Genomic DNA, 14,900 nt, shown 5'->3' with positions numbered 1-14,900 from the left:
AGCTGGCTTGCCGGCGATGGGCCGCCTAGCGGCCCCATTTGCAGTGCTGAACGATCAGCGCTTGTCTTCCACCTTCCAGGCGTTGCCCTCGTAGAAGGCCTTCCAGCCGGTCGGCTTGCCATCGACCTCGGACTGCACGTACTGCTCCTTGGTCTTGCGGCTGTAACGGATCACCGCCGGACGACCCTCCGGGTCTTTTTGCGGCGCTTCGCAAAGGAAGTGATACTTCGGATCGATCTCGTGCTTGTGCGGCACGATTTCCATTACCAGCGGCGCGCGAGTCTCGCGGTTCTTGGGGAACTGGCTGGCAGCCAGGAACAGCCCCGAAGCACCGTCACGCAGCACGTAGGTGTCGTCGACCTTCTCGCACTTGAGCTCCGGCATGTCCACCTTGTCCATCTTCGGCGGCGCCGCCTCGCCACTCTTGAGCAGCTTTCGGGTGTTCTTGCACGCAGGGTTGGTACAGCCGAAGAACTTGCCAAAGCGGCCAGTCTTGAGCTGCATTTCGCTGCCGCACTTGTCACACTCCAGGCTCGGCCCTTCGTAACCCTTGATGCGGTAGCTGCCCTCCTCGATCTCGTAGCCGACGCAATCCGGGTTGTTACCGCAGATATGCAGCTTGTGCTTCTCATCGAGCAGGTAGGCGTCCATCGCCGTGGCGCAGATCGGGCAGCGGTGCTTGCCCAACAGTACGCGCGACTCCGACTCACCCTCGTCATCCGCTGCGATTTCATCGCCCGGCACCAGGTTGACGGTGGCCTTGCAGCGCTCTTTCGGCGGCAGGGTGTAACCCGAGCAACCCAGGAACACGCCGGTGGAGGCGGTCCGGATCATCATCGGCCGACCGCATTCCTTGCACGGAATGTTGGTCATGGTCGGCTGGTTGGCGCGCATCCCGTTCTCAGCGGATTCGGCCGTCTGCAGCTTCTTGCTGAAGTCGCCGTAGAACTCGTCCAGCACGTTTTTCCAGTCACGCTCGCCCTGGGCCACGTCGTCGAGATTCTCCTCCATGCCGGCGGTGAACCCGTAGTCCATCAGGTTGGCGAAGCTTTCCGACAGGCGCTCGGTGACGATGTCGCCCATTTTCTCGGAGTAGAAACGGCGGTTGTGCAGCGTCACATAGCCGCGGTCCTGGATGGTGGAAATGATCGCCGCATAGGTCGACGGGCGGCCAATGCCGCGCTTTTCCATTTCCTTGACCAGGCTGGCTTCGGTGAAGCGCGCCGGCGGCTTGGTGAAGTGTTGGCTCGGGTCGATCTGGATCAGCTTGAGCGCTTCGCCCTGGACCATTTCCGGCAGTACGTCGTCTTCGCCCGGCTTGCTGACCTGAGGCAGCACACGGGTGTAACCGTCGAACTTGAGAATGCGGCCTTTGGCACGCAGCTCGAAATCGCCCGCTGCCACGGTGACGCTGGTAGACAGGTACTGTGCCGGCGGCATCTGGCAGGCGAGGAACTGGCGCCAGATCAGCTCGTACAGGCGCTCGGCGTCACGCTCCATGCCGTTGAGCTTGGTCGGATGGGTGTTGACGTCGGACGGACGAATCGCTTCGTGCGCCTCCTGGGCACCCTCTTTGCTGCCGTACACCAGCGGCGCTTGGGGCAGGTACTGCTTGCCGAACTCGCTTTCGATGTAGCTGCGGGCCATTTCCACGGCATCGGTCGACAGGTTGGTCGAGTCGGTACGCATGTAGGTGATGTAGCCAGCTTCGTACAGACGCTGGGCCATCATCATGGTCTTCTTCACCCCGAAGCCCAGCCGGTTGCTCGCCGCCTGCTGCAGGGTGGAGGTGATGAACGGTGCCGACGGCTTGCTGCTGGTCGGGCGGTCTTCACGCTTGAGCACGGTGTAGCTGGAAGCCTTGAGCTTTTCCAGCGCGGCCATGGCCTGGGCTTCGTTGAGCGGCTTGAAGGCTTCACCCTTCTCGCGTGCCACTTCGAACCGCACCTTGGCGTTTTTGGCGGTGCCCAGGTCGGCGTGCACTTCCCAGTATTCTTCCGGGATGAAGGCGCGGATTTCGCGCTCACGCTCGACCACCAGCTTCACCGCCACCGACTGCACGCGCCCGGCCGACAAGCCACGGGCAATCTTGGCCCACAGCAGCGGCGAGACCATGTAGCCCACCACACGGTCAAGGAAGCGCCGCGCCTGCTGGGCGTTGACGCGATGGATGTCCAGCTCGCCGGGTTGCGAGAACGCTTCCTGGATGGCCTTTTTGGTGATTTCGTTGAACACCACGCGCTTGTAGCGGGTGTCGTCGCCACCGATGGCTTCGCGCAGGTGCCAGGCAATGGCTTCCCCCTCGCGATCCAAGTCGGTTGCGAGGTAGATGGTGTCAGCATCTTTGGCCAGGCGGCGCAGCTCTTCGATCACCTTTTCCTTGCCAGGCAGGATCTCGTATTTGGCCTTCCAACCGTGATCGGGGTCGACGCCCATGCGCGCCACCAGCTGGCGACGGGCCTTTTCTTTTGGCGACAGGGCCGGAGCCTCACCCGCAGCCTTGCCCCGCTTGGCAGCCGGCTCTTTGCTGGCGCTGGCCGAACCGCTGGTGGGGAGGTCACGGATGTGGCCGATACTCGACTTCACCACGTACTGGTTGCCCAGGTACTTGTTGATGGTCTTGGCCTTGGCCGGGGATTCCACAATGACCAGCGATTTGCCCATGGATCGGAGTATTCCTGAATCTGAAGATGAAAAACGCGTCAGGTGCCAGACGCGGCACCGCTATATATAGTGGCGAAACTGTGAGGTCAAGCGCGGTCGTTCATGCCGGCGACTTGCCAGACAACTCTGCAAGCCCCTCTTCGGCCTTGACCAAAGCAAAGCGTGGCACCTGCTCGCCGTCAACCTCGACGGACTCCTGGAACATCGAAAGGGGTCGTACCCAGAAGCTGTAATCACCATACAGGCATTGGTAGAAGACCATCCACTCTTCGCTCTCGGAGTGCCGCGCAACACTGAAGACACGGTACTCAGGCCCTTTGTAATGCCGGTATACGCCTGGCTGTATCTGCATGTCGCCTTCCCTCTTGAAACAAATTCTGTAAAAAACAAAAACCGGGGCACAGGGCCCCGGCTGCTGCCTTACAACGCGATCAGACGCGTTCGAAGACCGTGGTGATGCCCTGGCCAAGGCCGACACACATGGTGGCGACACCCAAGTTACCGCCATTCTGCTTCATGACGTTGAGCAGGGTGCCGGAAATCCGTGCACCGGAGCAACCGAACGGGTGGCCCAGAGCAATGGCGCCGCCGTGCAGGTTAACCTTCTCATCCATCTTGTCGAGCACTTTCAAATCTTTGAGCACTGGCAGGGCCTGTGCGGCAAAGGCTTCGTTGAGCTCGATGAAGTCGATGTCGGCCATGGTCAAACCTGCGCGCTTGAGCGCTTTCTGGGTTGCCGGCACCGGCCCGTAGCCCATGATTGCCGGGTCAACGCCGGCCACTGCCATGGAACGGATCACAGCCAGCGGCTGGATGCCGAGGTCCATTGCGCGCTGGCCGGACATGACGATCATGCACGAGGCGCCGTCGGTAATCTGCGACGAAGTACCGGCAGTCACGGTACCACCCTTTGGGTTGAATGCCGGCTTGAGCGATGCCAGGCCTTCAAGGGTGGTTTCCGGGCGAATGGTTTCGTCGAAGTCGAAGACTTTCAGGAAGCCGTTCTCGTCGTAACCCTGCATCGGGATGATCTCATCCTTGAACTTGCCTTCGACCGTGGCCTTGTGGGCCAGCTGGTGCGAACGCACGCCAAACAGGTCTTGCTGTTCGCGGGTGATGCCATGCATTTTGCCGAGCATCTCGGCAGTCAGGCCCATCATCCCGGAAGCCTTGGCAGCGTGCAACGACATGTGCGGGTTGGGGTCGACGCCATGCATCATGCTGACGTGGCCCATGTGCTCGACACCACCGACCACGAACACATCGCCGTTGCCGGTCATGATGGCCTGGGCGGCAGTGTGCAGCGCGCTCATCGACGAACCGCACAGGCGGCTGACGGTTTGCGCGGCGGAGGTGTGCGGGATCTGGGTCATCAGCGAGGCCATGCGGGCGATGTTCCAGCCCTGCTCCAGGGTCTGGTTGACGCAGCCCCAGATCACGTCCTCGACCTCTTTCGGGTCGACCTTGCCGTTGCGCTCGAGCAGCTTGCTGATCAGGTGCGCCGACATGTCTTCGGCACGGGTGTTGCGGTGCATGCCACCCTTGGAGCGGCCCATCGGCGTGCGACCGAAGTCGACAATCACCACGTCTCTTGGATTCAGGCTCATATCAATATTCTCGCTCTAACTCGTTGGCCGCTCAGTTGAAGAAGCGCTGGCCGTTCTTGGCCATTTCGCGCAGCTTCGCGGTCGGGTGGTACAGCGGCCCCAGGTCAGCGTACTGGTCGGCCAGGGCGACAAATTCAGCCACACCGATCGAATCGATGTAACGCAGCGCACCACCGCGGAACGGAGGGAAACCAATGCCGTAGACCAGGCCCATGTCCGCTTCGGCAGCGGTTTCAACGATGCCATCTTCCAGGCAGCGCACGGTCTCCAGGCACAGCGGCACCATCATCCAGTTGATGATGTCTTCGTCGGTGACTTCACGCTGCTCGAAGACGATCGGCTTGAGCACGTCGAGCACGGTGGCGTCGAAGACTTTCTTGGGCTTGCCACGCTTGTCGGTCTCGTAGGCGTAGAAGCCCTTGCCGTTCTTCTGGCCCAGGCGATTGGCCTCGTACAACGCGTCGACAGCCGAGCGGCGCTCGTCCTTCATACGGTCCGGGAAGCCGTCAGCCATCACGTCACGGCCATGGTGGCCGGTGTCGATGCCGACCACGTCCATCAGGTAGGCCGGGCCCATCGGCCAGCCGAATTTTTCCATGACCTTGTCGATGCGCACGAAGTCGACACCGGCACTGACCAGCTTGGCGAAACCACCGAAGTACGGGAACAGCACGCGGTTGACCAAAAAGCCCGGGCAGTCGTTGACGACGATCGGGTTCTTGCCCATTTTCTTGGCGTAAGCCACGGTGGTGGCGACCGCCACTTCACTGGACTTCTCGCCACGGATGACTTCCACCAGCGGCATCATGTGCACCGGGTTGAAGAAGTGCATGCCAACGAAGTTTTCCGGGCGTTTGAGCGCTTTTGCCAGCAGGTTGATGGAGATGGTCGACGTGTTGGAGGCAAGGATCGCATCCTCTTTCACCTGGCCTTCCACTTCCGCCAGCACGGCTTGCTTGACCTTCGGGTTCTCGACCACAGCCTCGACGACGATGTCGACGTTGCCGAAATCACCGTAGGACAGGGTCGGGCGAATGGCGTTGAGCGCTTCGGCCATCTTTGCCGGCGTCAGGCGGCCTTTTTCGACACGATTGCCCAGCAGCTTGGAGGCCTCGTTAAGGCCAAGCTGAATGGCATCTTCACGAATGTCCTTCATCAGGATCGGCGTGCCCTTGACCGCCGACTGGTAGGCGATACCGCCGCCCATGATGCCGGCGCCGAGCACGGCAGCCTGCTTCACGTCGCGAGCGATTTCGTCGTGGGCCTTGGCCTTGCGCTTGAGCTCCTGATCATTCAGGAACAGGCCGATCAGGCTTTCGGCAACCGAAGTCTTGGCCAGCTTGGCAAAGCCTGCGGCCTCGACTTCCAGTGCCTTGTCACGGCCGAAATTGGCGGCCTTCTGGATGCTCTTGATGGCTTCGACCGGGGCCGGATAGTTCGGGCCGGCCTGGCCTGCAACGAAGCCCTTGGCGGTCTCGAAGGCCATCATCTGCTCGATGGCATTGAGCTTGAGTTTTTCCAGCTTGGGCTGGCGCTTGGCCTTGTAGTCGAGCTCGCCGCTGATGGCGCGCTTGATCAGGTCCAGGGCGCCGTCCTGCAACAGCTCAGGGGCCACGACGGCGTCGACGGCACCGACCTTGAGGGCGTCTTCGGCACGGTTTTCCTTGCCAGCGGCAATCCACTCGATGGCGTTGTCCGAGCCAATCAGGCGCGGCAGGCGCACGGTACCGCCGAAGCCTGGGTAGATACCCAGCTTGACTTCTGGCAGGCCGATTTTCGCGGTGCTGGACATGACGCGGTAGTCAGCGGCCAGGCACATTTCCAGACCACCGCCCAGGGCGATGCCGTTGATCGCGGCAACGGTCGGCAATTCGAGGTCTTCGAACGCGTTGAAGATGCGGTTGGCTTCCAGGTTGCCGGCAACCAGCTCGGCCTCGGGCAGCTTGAAATTGTCGACGAATTCGGTGATGTCGGCGCCGACGATGAATACGTCCTTGCCACTGCTGACGATCACACCCTTCACCGAGGCGTCGGCCTTGATGGCGTCGACGGCCTGGCGCAGCTCGTCCAGGGTCAGGCGATTGAACTTGTTGACGGACTCACCCTTGAGGTCGAACTTCAGTTCGACGATGCCGCTTTCAAGAGCCTTAACCGTGATGGCTTTACCTTCGTAAATCATCAACTGATCTCCACGATATGGAAGCTGAACTGTACACGCCGATCGCTGGTGGAAAGCAGCCATTCGCTGCTCTTGCCCAGGCACACCCGTCAGCGCGCTAGTCGGGAGCTTGAATGAGCGATGTGACATACAAACGCTCAATTCATACGCCCGTTTGATTTGGGTATGCACACATTCTCCGAAAAGGTCGGCGTTGTCAAATGCTCGCAAGCGGGGTTAAAACGCGACTTTCCGGTCATTTTGTATCGTCCGGGTGCATAGCATGATGAGCGTGATCGCCGATCATTCATGTCAGCGATTGACCACAAATATCGCGGGGCGCTGCATTTTTTTCATGCACCGCGCCGCAGGCTGGCTACACTGCGACTGGCTTGAAGAAATTCCCGGCCTGCCTGGCCTTTTCTGCGCAGCAGAAACGACAAAGCGGCAACCTGGCACCGCCCTTCATGGGGTGCTGCCAGGTTGCCGCTTTGTCGTAGTTGGGGGTTAAGCGAGGGCTTCGAAGGCGTGGGCAATATCCTGCAACACAGATTTATCGCCACGCTCACTCCAGTACAGAGCAATCATGCGCGTGTCGGCTTCGACCTTGTAGACGGTGGCCGGCAGCCGCGCGAACACCTCGTTCAGGCGCGGCTCCTCGCACGCTTCACGCCACTGGTTCCACCACACGCCCGGGCTGACCTGCCAGTAGCACCAGCTGTCCTCCCGCCCCCGCCGGCGCCCGCGGTGATACTGCGGGCACGGGCTCGGCGGCTCATGCTCCAACCAGTGTGGCCACTGCTGCGGCGCCAGCTGCATGGCCAACCCCATGCGCCGCGCCTCCAGGCGCAAGCTCATCTGCTCACCCTGTTTGCGCGACTGGCGCAGCCAGGCAAACGGGCTGAGAATCACCGCCAGGATTGACACCACCAGCAATACCGTCATATCTGTAGATCCCATAAAGCGTTGCAAATGAGCGGGTTACTCGGTTTCACGGAAGACCCGCTCGAAAGCGACCATACTTCTACTATCGCGATTGTCAGGAGTACAGCTCATGCCCTACGAACATCTTCTGGTCGCCGTCGACCTTACCGAAGAGTGCGACCCGGTGATCAAACGTGCCATGAAGCTCGCCGAGCCTACAGGCGCCAAGGTCTCGCTGGTGCATATCGTCGAACCCATGGCCATGGCCTTCGGCGGTGACGTGCCAATGGACCTGTCGCAGCTGCAACAGCAGCAGTTCGACCAGGCCAAGGAGCGCATGGACCGCCTGTTCAACAAGTACCCTGAGATCAACCGTGGCGACTCGCACCTGACCTACGGCCAGCCGCGTCAGGAAATCCACCAACTGGCCAAGGACCAGAAGTGCGACCTGATCGTGGTCGGCAGCCATGGCCGGCACGGGCTGGCATTGCTGCTGGGCTCAACGGCCAATGACGTGCTGCATGGCGCGCCGTGCGATGTGCTGGCGGTGCGGCTGCAGAAGAAAGAATGATGTAGCCAGGCCCGGCCTCATCGCCGGCAAGCCGGCTCCCACAGGGGTTGGCACTGCTCTTGAGAACAGTGGCAGCCTGTGGGAGCCGGCTTGCCGGCGATGAGGGCAGGACTGATCAGCCTTCCAGCTCAGCCCAGCGCTCTACCAGGGTATCCAGCTCACCCTGCATCTGCTCGAGCTTGGCCAGCACCGCCGAGGTTTCCTCGATAGGCCGCTGATAGAAGCCCGGTGCGTTGACCTCTTCCTGCGCCACCGCCATGCGCTGTTCGACCGCGTCGATCTGCCCTGGCAGCATCTCCAGCTCGCGTTGCAGCTTGTAGCTGAGCTTTTTCTTCGAGGCATCGGCCACCGCTGCCACTGGCGCAGGTTCGGCTTGCACCTCCTGCTTCTGGACAACTGCGGTGTTGAGCTCGGACTTGCCGCCCTTGCTCTCGGTCACGCCCAACAGGCGCGGCGAACCGCCCTGGCGAATCCAGTCCTCATAGCCACCGACATACTCGCGTACCTTGCCCTCGCCTTCGAACACCAGGGTGCTGGTGACGACGTTGTCGAGGAAGGCCCGGTCGTGGCTGACCATCAGCACGGTGCCCTTGTAGTTGGACAGCACTTCTTCCAGCAGCTCGAGGGTCTCGACGTCGAGGTCGTTGGTCGGTTCGTCCAGTACCAGCAGGTTGGCCGGTTTGCTGAACAGCTTGGCCAGCAACAGGCGCGCACGCTCGCCACCCGACAGCGCCTTGACCGGCGTGCGGGCACGCTGCGGGCTGAACAGGAAATCGCCGAGGTAGCTGAGCACGTGACGGTTCTGGCCGTCGATCTCGATGAAATCGCGGCCTTCGGCCAGGTTGTCGATCACGGTCTTTTCCAGATCGAGCTGGTGGCGCATCTGGTCGAAGTAGGCCACTTCCAGCTTGGTGCCACGCTCGACCTTGCCCGAGGTAGGCTCGAGGTCCCCGAGCATCAGCTTGAGCAACGTGGTCTTGCCGGTGCCGTTGGCACCCAGCAGGCCAATACGGTCCTGGCGCTGCAGGACCATGGAGAAGTCCTTGACCAGCATCGGCCCTTCAGGGTGACGGAAGCTGACGTTCTCCAGCACCATGACCTGCTTGCCGGACTTGTCTGCCGCTTCGATCTGGATGTTGGCCTTGCCCTGGCGCTCACGGCGCTCCCCGCGCTCCACGCGCAGCGCCTTTAGCGCACGCACACGCCCTTCGTTACGGGTGCGGCGGGCCTTGATGCCCTGGCGAATCCACACTTCTTCCTGCGCCAGGCGCTTGTCGAACAGCGCGTTGGCGGTTTCTTCGGCAGCCAGCGCGGCCTCTTTGTGCACCAGGAAGCTGGCGTAGTCGCCGTTCCAGTCGATCAGCCCACCGCGGTCCAGTTCGAGGATGCGGGTGGCCAGGTTCTGCAGGAAAGAACGGTCGTGGGTGATGAACAGCACGGCGCCGTTGAAGCCGCGCAGGGCCTCTTCGAGCCACGCAATGGCACCGATGTCCAGGTGGTTGGTGGGCTCGTCGAGCAGCAGCAGATCGGGCTCCGACACCAGTGCCTGGGCCAGCAGCACACGGCGGCGCCAGCCACCGGACAGCTCGGCCAGGGTCTTGTCGGCCGGCAGTTGCAGGCGGCTCAGGGTGCTTTCCACCACCTGCTGCAGGCGCCAGCCGTCACGGGCTTCGAGCTCGTGCTGAACGTGCATGAGCTTGTCCAGGTCGTCGTCGCCCTGGATGTTCTGGCTGAGGTGGTGGAATTGCGCCAGCAACTCGCCAACGCCATCCAGGCCCGCGGCAACCACGTCGAACACCGTGCGCTCGTCGGCGACCGGCAGCTCCTGCGGCAGTTCGCCGATTTTCAGGCCAGGGGCGCGCCAGATATCACCGTCGTCGCCCTTCTGCTCGCCCTTGACCAGGCGCAGCATGCTCGATTTGCCGGTGCCGTTACGGCCGATGATGCACACCCGCTCGCCACGAGCGATCTGCCAGGACACTTTGTCCAGCAGCGGCATCGCGCCGAATGCGAGGGACACATCGCTGAATTTGAGCAGGGTCATGTTTGTCTCCAGAAAGCGGGCGCGCATTCTACCTGAGTTGGCTCGTTCCGGCATTAAGTTGGCCGCAACGCCCGGGCATTACGACATCCGGTCGAACTTAACGCCTTGATACAAGCACAGTGCTTTCACCCGCTGCCGGCAAACGGCTAAGCTAAGGCAATTGCTCCCAACAGTGCTGGCTTCGCCGTCACTTTCCCATGGTTCAACTGCCCGGACGTATCATGCGCAGCCGCCTGTTACAGATTGCCTCCTGCCTGCTGCTTACCGCCGCCACCGCCAGCGCGGCGCAGGCCATCGACCTTTCTCAGCAACGCCAATACTACGACGAGGCCAAGCGTGCGCTGGCCAAAGGCGACAAAGGCCCCTACCTGCGCTACTCCCAGGCCTTGCGCGACTACCCGCTGACGCCTTACCTGGCCTACGACGAACTCACCGCGCGCCTGAAAAGCGCCAGCAACGAGGAAATCGAAGCCTTCCTGGCCAAGCACGGCGACCTGCCCCAGGCCAACTGGATGAAACTGCGCTGGTTGCGCTGGCTGGCCGAGCGCGGCGAGTGGAACACCTTCGTCAAGTACTATGACCCCAAGCTCAACTTCACCGAGCTGGACTGCCTCAATGGCCAGTACCAGCTGAGCCACGGCCAGCGTGCCGAAGGCTATGCCAGCGCCGAGAAACTGTGGAACGTGGGCAAGTCGCAACCGGCCGCCTGCGACACCCTGTTTGCCATGTGGGCCGCCGAAGGCCAGCTCACCGAGGCCAAACGCTGGAACCGCGCCAAGCTGGCAGCCCAGGCACGCAACTATGCCCTGGCCAACAACCTGGTCAATTCCCTGACCACCCTTGCCCCGCAAGGCCGACTGCTGGTGGATGTGGCGCAAAAGCCTGAGCTGCTCAACCAGCCATCGCGTTTCTCCCCGGTCAACGAAGCCATGTCCGACGTGGTCAGCCTCGGCCTGCGCCGCCTGGCCCGCCAGGACCCGGAGCGTGCCATGGCGCTGCTCGACGACTACGCGCAGCGCATGCACTTCTCCCGCGATGAGAAAGTCGCCATCGCCCGCGAAATCGGCCTGACCCTGGCGCGTCGCTACGACCCGCGCGCCCTCGACCTGATGACCCGCTACGACCCGGAGCTGCGCGACAACACCGTCAGTGAATGGCGCATGCGCCTGCTGCTACGCCTGGGCCGCTGGGAAGATGCCTACGAGCTGACCAAACGCTTGCCGCAAGACCTGGCCAGCAGCAACCGCTGGAAGTACTGGCAGGCGCGCAGCCTGGAGCTGGCACAGCCGAACAACCCGCAAATACCCCTGCTGTACAAGACCGTGGCGCGGGAGCGTGATTTCTATGGCTTCATCGCTGCCGACCGTGCGCAAACGCCTTATCAGCTGAACAACCGGCCGCTGGTGCTGAGCCCGCAACTGGTCAACAAGGTGCGCAACACCCCGGGCGTCCAGCGTGCGCTGGAATTCCACGCCCGCGGCCAGATCGTCGAAGGGCGCCGCGAGTGGTACCACGTCAGCCGCCACTTCAACCGCGATGAAATGGTTGCCCAGGCGCGCCTGGCCTACGACTTGCGCTGGTACTTCCCGGCCATCCGCACCATCAGCCAGGCCCAGTACTGGGATGACCTGGACATCCGCTTCCCGATGGCCCACCGCGACACCCTGGTACGCGAGGCCAAGGTACGTGGGCTGCATTCGAGCTGGGTGTTCGCCATCACGCGTCAGGAAAGCGCGTTCATGGAAGATGCACGCTCCAGCGTCGGCGCCAGCGGCCTGATGCAGTTGATGCCGGCCACGGCCAAGGAAACCGCGCGCAAGTTCAGCATTCCGTTGGCATCGCCACAGCAGGTGTTCAACCCAGACAAGAACATCCAGCTCGGTGCCGCCTACCTGAGCCAGGTGCACAGCCAGTTCAACGGCAACCGCGTACTGGCCTCGGCGGCGTACAACGCCGGCCCCGGGCGCGTACGCCAGTGGCTCAAGGGCGCCAAGCACCTGAGCTTCGATGTGTGGGTGGAATCGATCCCGTTCGACGAAACCCGCCAGTACGTACAGAACGTGCTGTCGTATTCGGTGATCTACGGGCAGAAGCTCAACTCACCTCAGCCGTTGGTGGATTGGCACGAGCGGTATTTCGACGACATGTGAAACCGCCAATGCTCTTCGCGGGGCAAACCCGCGAAGAGCATTGGCTGGTAAACGCTACTCCAGCACTTCGACTTCCATCCCCACTTCAACCCGGCCAGTGCCCTCCACCGCCAGGTTTTGCCCGAACAGGATATCCCCCTCCTTTTCGCGGAAGGTCCTTAACGTGGTCAGTGGTTCACGGTCCGGGCTGCGCTGCCCGGTCGCCGGGTCAAGCGTGGTGAAGATGCACCGTACGCTGGGCTTGAGCACACGAAACTGCAACGTGCCGATACGAATCCGCTTCCAGCCATCCTCGGCAAAAGGCGCTGCACCCTGCACCACCAGGTTGGGGCGAAAACGCAGCATCTCCATGGGGCGGCCTATGCGCCTGTTCAGCTCATCCAGCGAGCCCTGGCCAATCAGCAGCAACGGGAACCCATCGGGGAACGCCGCCCGGTCACTGATCAAACCATAACCACTGGGCAGGTAACGCGCCCGCTGCTCCGGGCAGTAGACCAGACGCACCGGCTTGCCGAGCATCTGCGACAACCAGGCTGCCGCCTCGTCGCCGGCATCCGGCACACGGAATGTGTCACGCCAGAGGGTCACACCGCGCAAGCCCTCATCAGCGCCAGGCAGCGCCACCCTCAACACGGCTTGCCCCGGCGCCTCCAGCAGCAGCGCCCCGGCCTCATCATCGCGCGCCTTCAACTGGCTGAGCTGCGGCCAGGCGCGCTGGGTAAGGAAGCGGCCGTTGCCTTCCTCGACCACCATCCAGCGTCGATCACCCCGCAGCCCCAGATGATCCACCGCCGAAGCCTGCAGGCATTGCGCCTGCCCCGACTTCACCGGGTACCGATACAACTCACTCAGAAACATCCCTGCCTGCCTCGTGCCATGCAAAAGCCCAGCTTATACCCGGCAGGCGCTGGGATCACGCAGCGGTTGTGTTCAACAGCAGGCGCTGCTTGACCACATCGACCAGGCGATCAGGTTGGAACTTGGAGAGGAAATTGTCACAGCCGACTTTCTTGACCATCGACTCATTGAAGCTGCCCGACAACGACGTGTGCAGCACCACGTAAAGCTTGCGCAGGCGCGCATCGCTGCGGATTTCCGTGGTCAGCCGGTAACCATCCATTTCAGGCATTTCTGCATCGGTAAATACCATCAGCAGCTTCTCGCACACATCTTCGCCGGCATCGGCCCAACCCTTGAGCATGCGCAGCGCCTTCAGGCCATCGCTGGCCACATGCAGTTTCACCCCCAATTGCGACAGGGTGTCACGCAACTGCGCCAAGGCCACGCTGGAGTCGTCCACCAGTAGCACCTCCCGGCCACGGGCACGCGCCAGTACCGGGTCGGCAAGCTTGTCGTTGGACACCTTGGCGTTGTACGGCACGATCTCGGCCAACACCTTTTCCACGTCGATCACTTCCACCAGTTGCTCGTCCACCTTGGTGATGGCGGTCAGGTAATGCTGGCGGCCGGCACTGGAGGGCGGTGGCAGGATGGCTTCCCAGTTCATGTTGACGATGCGATCAACCCCGCCCACCAGAAATGCCTGCACCGAACGGTTGTACTCGGTGACGATGATCGTGCTGTCTGGCCCAGGCGTCAGCGGGCGCATGCCGATCGCCTGGGACAGGTCGATCACCGGCAGGGTTTGCCCGCGCAAGTTGACCACGCCACAGACGAACGGGTGACGCTGCGGCATCAAGGTCAGCTTGGGCAGTTGCAGCACTTCCTGCACCTTGAACACGTTGATCGCGAACAGCTGGCGGCCAGCCAGGCGAAACATCAGGATTTCCAGGCGGTTCTCACCTACCAGTTGCGTACGTTGGTCTACCGTGTCGAGAATGCCGGCCATTGGAAAGCCCCCAGGCTTGAGTCGAAAAATGTGAAATCATCCACCCTGTATCGGCGGTTTGCAGCGCAGCTTGACCCATGTATGAAAATGCCGCGCAGGCAATTGATATCACATTACCATCATGCTTTACTGCGGACATCCCAGCTTGGATCCAGTGCTTGGGCACCCTGTCGCACCCTAGGCCGCCATCAGGGAAACCCCTAGAAGCAATCGGGTGTAACCTGATTTGCGCGATATCCTTTAGCCATTAATGTGACGCCATTCTCACTGCATGAATGGAGTCAGGCTTTTGCTAGCGACCGACATGGCTTTGCCATCCCCCGCTCCCGCCGTGCACGCCGGAGCCTCATGATGGACAGCACAGCCGCCAACAGCAGCGCGCTGCAGGAGTTTCTGCTGGATGCGCAGGTCTTGCTGACCCAGTCTCAGGAATGCCTGCAGCACCTGCAACTGATCACCAATGACGCCGACGCCTGCCTCTGCCTGAGCAATACCCTCGATACCCTTGCCCGGCGTGCCAGCGGCCTGGGGCTGGTCGAAGTCGCGCACTACACCACTGCCCTGCAGCAACTGCTGGCCCCAGCCTGCCAGCACCAGCACCTGCCCAATGAAGCCTTGCCCGCCCTGGGGGCCTGCCTCACCCTGTTGGCCTGGCAAGTCGAGCTGCTGGACCTGCAAACCGGGCGCCTGGCCCTCGATGCGACGGAGCAAGTAGCGTTGCTGACCGAGTTGGCAAGCGCGCTGGGCCAGCCACTGCCGCAAACGTGTGCGCCTTGTCAGCACAGTGGCGACGAATGCGTTCACCCCCCTGCACCCGCCGCCCAGGGCACAGCCTACAGAGCAAGCCGGGCGCACTAGAGGGATAGCAACCTGCAACTAACCGCGTCATGCAATCCGAAATGGATGAACTTGTTAAGTTTGAGGTGCGAGCAC

11 protein-coding genes are annotated in these 14,900 nt (G+C 62.0%); 3 read left to right on the top strand and 8 right to left on the bottom strand.

The window, feature by feature from the left end; all coding sequences use genetic code 11:
* Positions 1-54: 54 nt before the first annotated feature.
* From topA to ABEH27_RS12295, 5 genes are all read right to left on the bottom strand, one after another.
* Positions 55-2,664, bottom strand: coding sequence for a type I DNA topoisomerase (gene topA, locus ABEH27_RS12315; protein ID WP_346613842.1), 2,610 nt, complete (start codon positions 2,662-2,664; stop codon positions 55-57).
* 100 nt (positions 2,665-2,764) lie between these two features.
* Positions 2,765-3,016 carry a DUF1653 domain-containing protein gene (locus ABEH27_RS12310; RefSeq protein WP_346613841.1) on the bottom strand — a complete coding sequence of 84 codons (252 nt, stop codon included), beginning with the start codon at positions 3,014-3,016 and terminating at the stop codon, positions 2,765-2,767.
* 79 nt (positions 3,017-3,095) lie between these two features.
* Positions 3,096-4,271, bottom strand: a complete 1,176-nt coding sequence (gene fadA / locus ABEH27_RS12305) for an acetyl-CoA C-acyltransferase FadA (RefSeq protein ID WP_346613840.1) — start codon at positions 4,269-4,271, stop codon at positions 3,096-3,098.
* A gap of 31 nt (positions 4,272-4,302) precedes the next feature.
* Positions 4,303-6,450, bottom strand: a complete 2,148-nt coding sequence (fadB, locus tag ABEH27_RS12300; protein ID WP_346613839.1) for a fatty acid oxidation complex subunit alpha FadB — start codon at positions 6,448-6,450, stop codon at positions 4,303-4,305.
* Between the two features lie 486 nt (positions 6,451-6,936).
* Positions 6,937-7,374, bottom strand: a complete 438-nt coding sequence (locus tag ABEH27_RS12295) for a hypothetical protein (protein WP_346613838.1) — start codon at positions 7,372-7,374, stop codon at positions 6,937-6,939.
* A gap of 109 nt (positions 7,375-7,483) precedes the next feature.
* On the opposite strand from ABEH27_RS12295, the gene ABEH27_RS12290 reads away from it, so the two are divergent.
* Complete coding sequence (locus ABEH27_RS12290; RefSeq protein WP_346613837.1) at positions 7,484-7,924, top strand: universal stress protein; 441 nt, start codon at positions 7,484-7,486, stop codon at positions 7,922-7,924.
* 115 nt (positions 7,925-8,039) lie between these two features.
* Here ABEH27_RS12290 and ABEH27_RS12285 read toward each other — a convergent pair whose 3' ends face one another.
* Positions 8,040-9,968, bottom strand: a complete 1,929-nt coding sequence (locus ABEH27_RS12285; protein ID WP_346613836.1) for an ATP-binding cassette domain-containing protein — start codon at positions 9,966-9,968, stop codon at positions 8,040-8,042.
* Between the two features lie 221 nt (positions 9,969-10,189).
* Here ABEH27_RS12285 and ABEH27_RS12280 point away from each other — a divergent pair, with 221 nt between their 5' ends.
* Entirely contained in the window at positions 10,190-12,118 is a 1,929-nt protein-coding gene (locus ABEH27_RS12280) for a transglycosylase SLT domain-containing protein (protein WP_346613835.1), read from the top strand.
* A 54-nt stretch (positions 12,119-12,172) separates the two neighbouring features.
* On the opposite strand, the gene ABEH27_RS12275 is transcribed toward ABEH27_RS12280, so the two are convergent.
* Positions 12,173-12,976 (bottom strand): MOSC domain-containing protein, encoded by an 804-nt coding sequence (locus ABEH27_RS12275; RefSeq protein ID WP_346613834.1) that lies wholly within the window; start codon positions 12,974-12,976, stop codon positions 12,173-12,175.
* A gap of 55 nt (positions 12,977-13,031) precedes the next feature.
* Positions 13,032-13,967 carry a chemotaxis protein CheV gene (locus tag ABEH27_RS12270; protein ID WP_346613833.1) on the bottom strand — a complete coding sequence of 312 codons (936 nt, stop codon included), beginning with the start codon at positions 13,965-13,967 and terminating at the stop codon, positions 13,032-13,034.
* Between the two features lie 348 nt (positions 13,968-14,315).
* Between ABEH27_RS12270 and ABEH27_RS12265 the strand changes: the two genes are divergently transcribed.
* Positions 14,316-14,825, top strand: a complete 510-nt coding sequence (locus ABEH27_RS12265; protein WP_346613832.1) for a histidine kinase — start codon at positions 14,316-14,318, stop codon at positions 14,823-14,825.
* The last annotated feature ends 75 nt before the right edge of the window (positions 14,826-14,900 follow it).

This window comes from Pseudomonas sp. P39-UII1 (assembly GCF_039672635.1).
In the GTDB taxonomy this organism is placed as follows: domain Bacteria; phylum Pseudomonadota; class Gammaproteobacteria; order Pseudomonadales; family Pseudomonadaceae; genus Aquipseudomonas.
The sequence above is the reverse complement of the archived record's forward strand: the minus strand, read 5'-3'. Positions and strand labels throughout refer to the sequence as shown.

Coding starts and splice junctions, on each gene's coding strand:
- topA (WP_346613842.1), bottom strand. CDS start 2,664: ATGGGCAAATCGCTGGTCATTGTGGAATCCCCGGCCAAGGCCAAGACC.
- ABEH27_RS12310 (WP_346613841.1), bottom strand. CDS start 3,016: ATGCAGATACAGCCAGGCGTATACCGGCATTACAAAGGGCCTGAGTAC.
- fadA (WP_346613840.1), bottom strand. CDS start 4,271: ATGAGCCTGAATCCAAGAGACGTGGTGATTGTCGACTTCGGTCGCACG.
- fadB (WP_346613839.1), bottom strand. CDS start 6,450: ATGATTTACGAAGGTAAAGCCATCACGGTTAAGGCTCTTGAAAGCGGC.
- ABEH27_RS12295 (WP_346613838.1), bottom strand. CDS start 7,374: ATGACGGTATTGCTGGTGGTGTCAATCCTGGCGGTGATTCTCAGCCCG.
- ABEH27_RS12290 (WP_346613837.1), top strand. CDS start 7,484: ATGCCCTACGAACATCTTCTGGTCGCCGTCGACCTTACCGAAGAGTGC.
- ABEH27_RS12285 (WP_346613836.1), bottom strand. CDS start 9,968: ATGACCCTGCTCAAATTCAGCGATGTGTCCCTCGCATTCGGCGCGATG.
- ABEH27_RS12280 (WP_346613835.1), top strand. CDS start 10,190: ATGCGCAGCCGCCTGTTACAGATTGCCTCCTGCCTGCTGCTTACCGCC.
- ABEH27_RS12275 (WP_346613834.1), bottom strand. CDS start 12,976: ATGTTTCTGAGTGAGTTGTATCGGTACCCGGTGAAGTCGGGGCAGGCG.
- ABEH27_RS12270 (WP_346613833.1), bottom strand. CDS start 13,967: ATGGCCGGCATTCTCGACACGGTAGACCAACGTACGCAACTGGTAGGT.
- ABEH27_RS12265 (WP_346613832.1), top strand. CDS start 14,316: ATGATGGACAGCACAGCCGCCAACAGCAGCGCGCTGCAGGAGTTTCTG.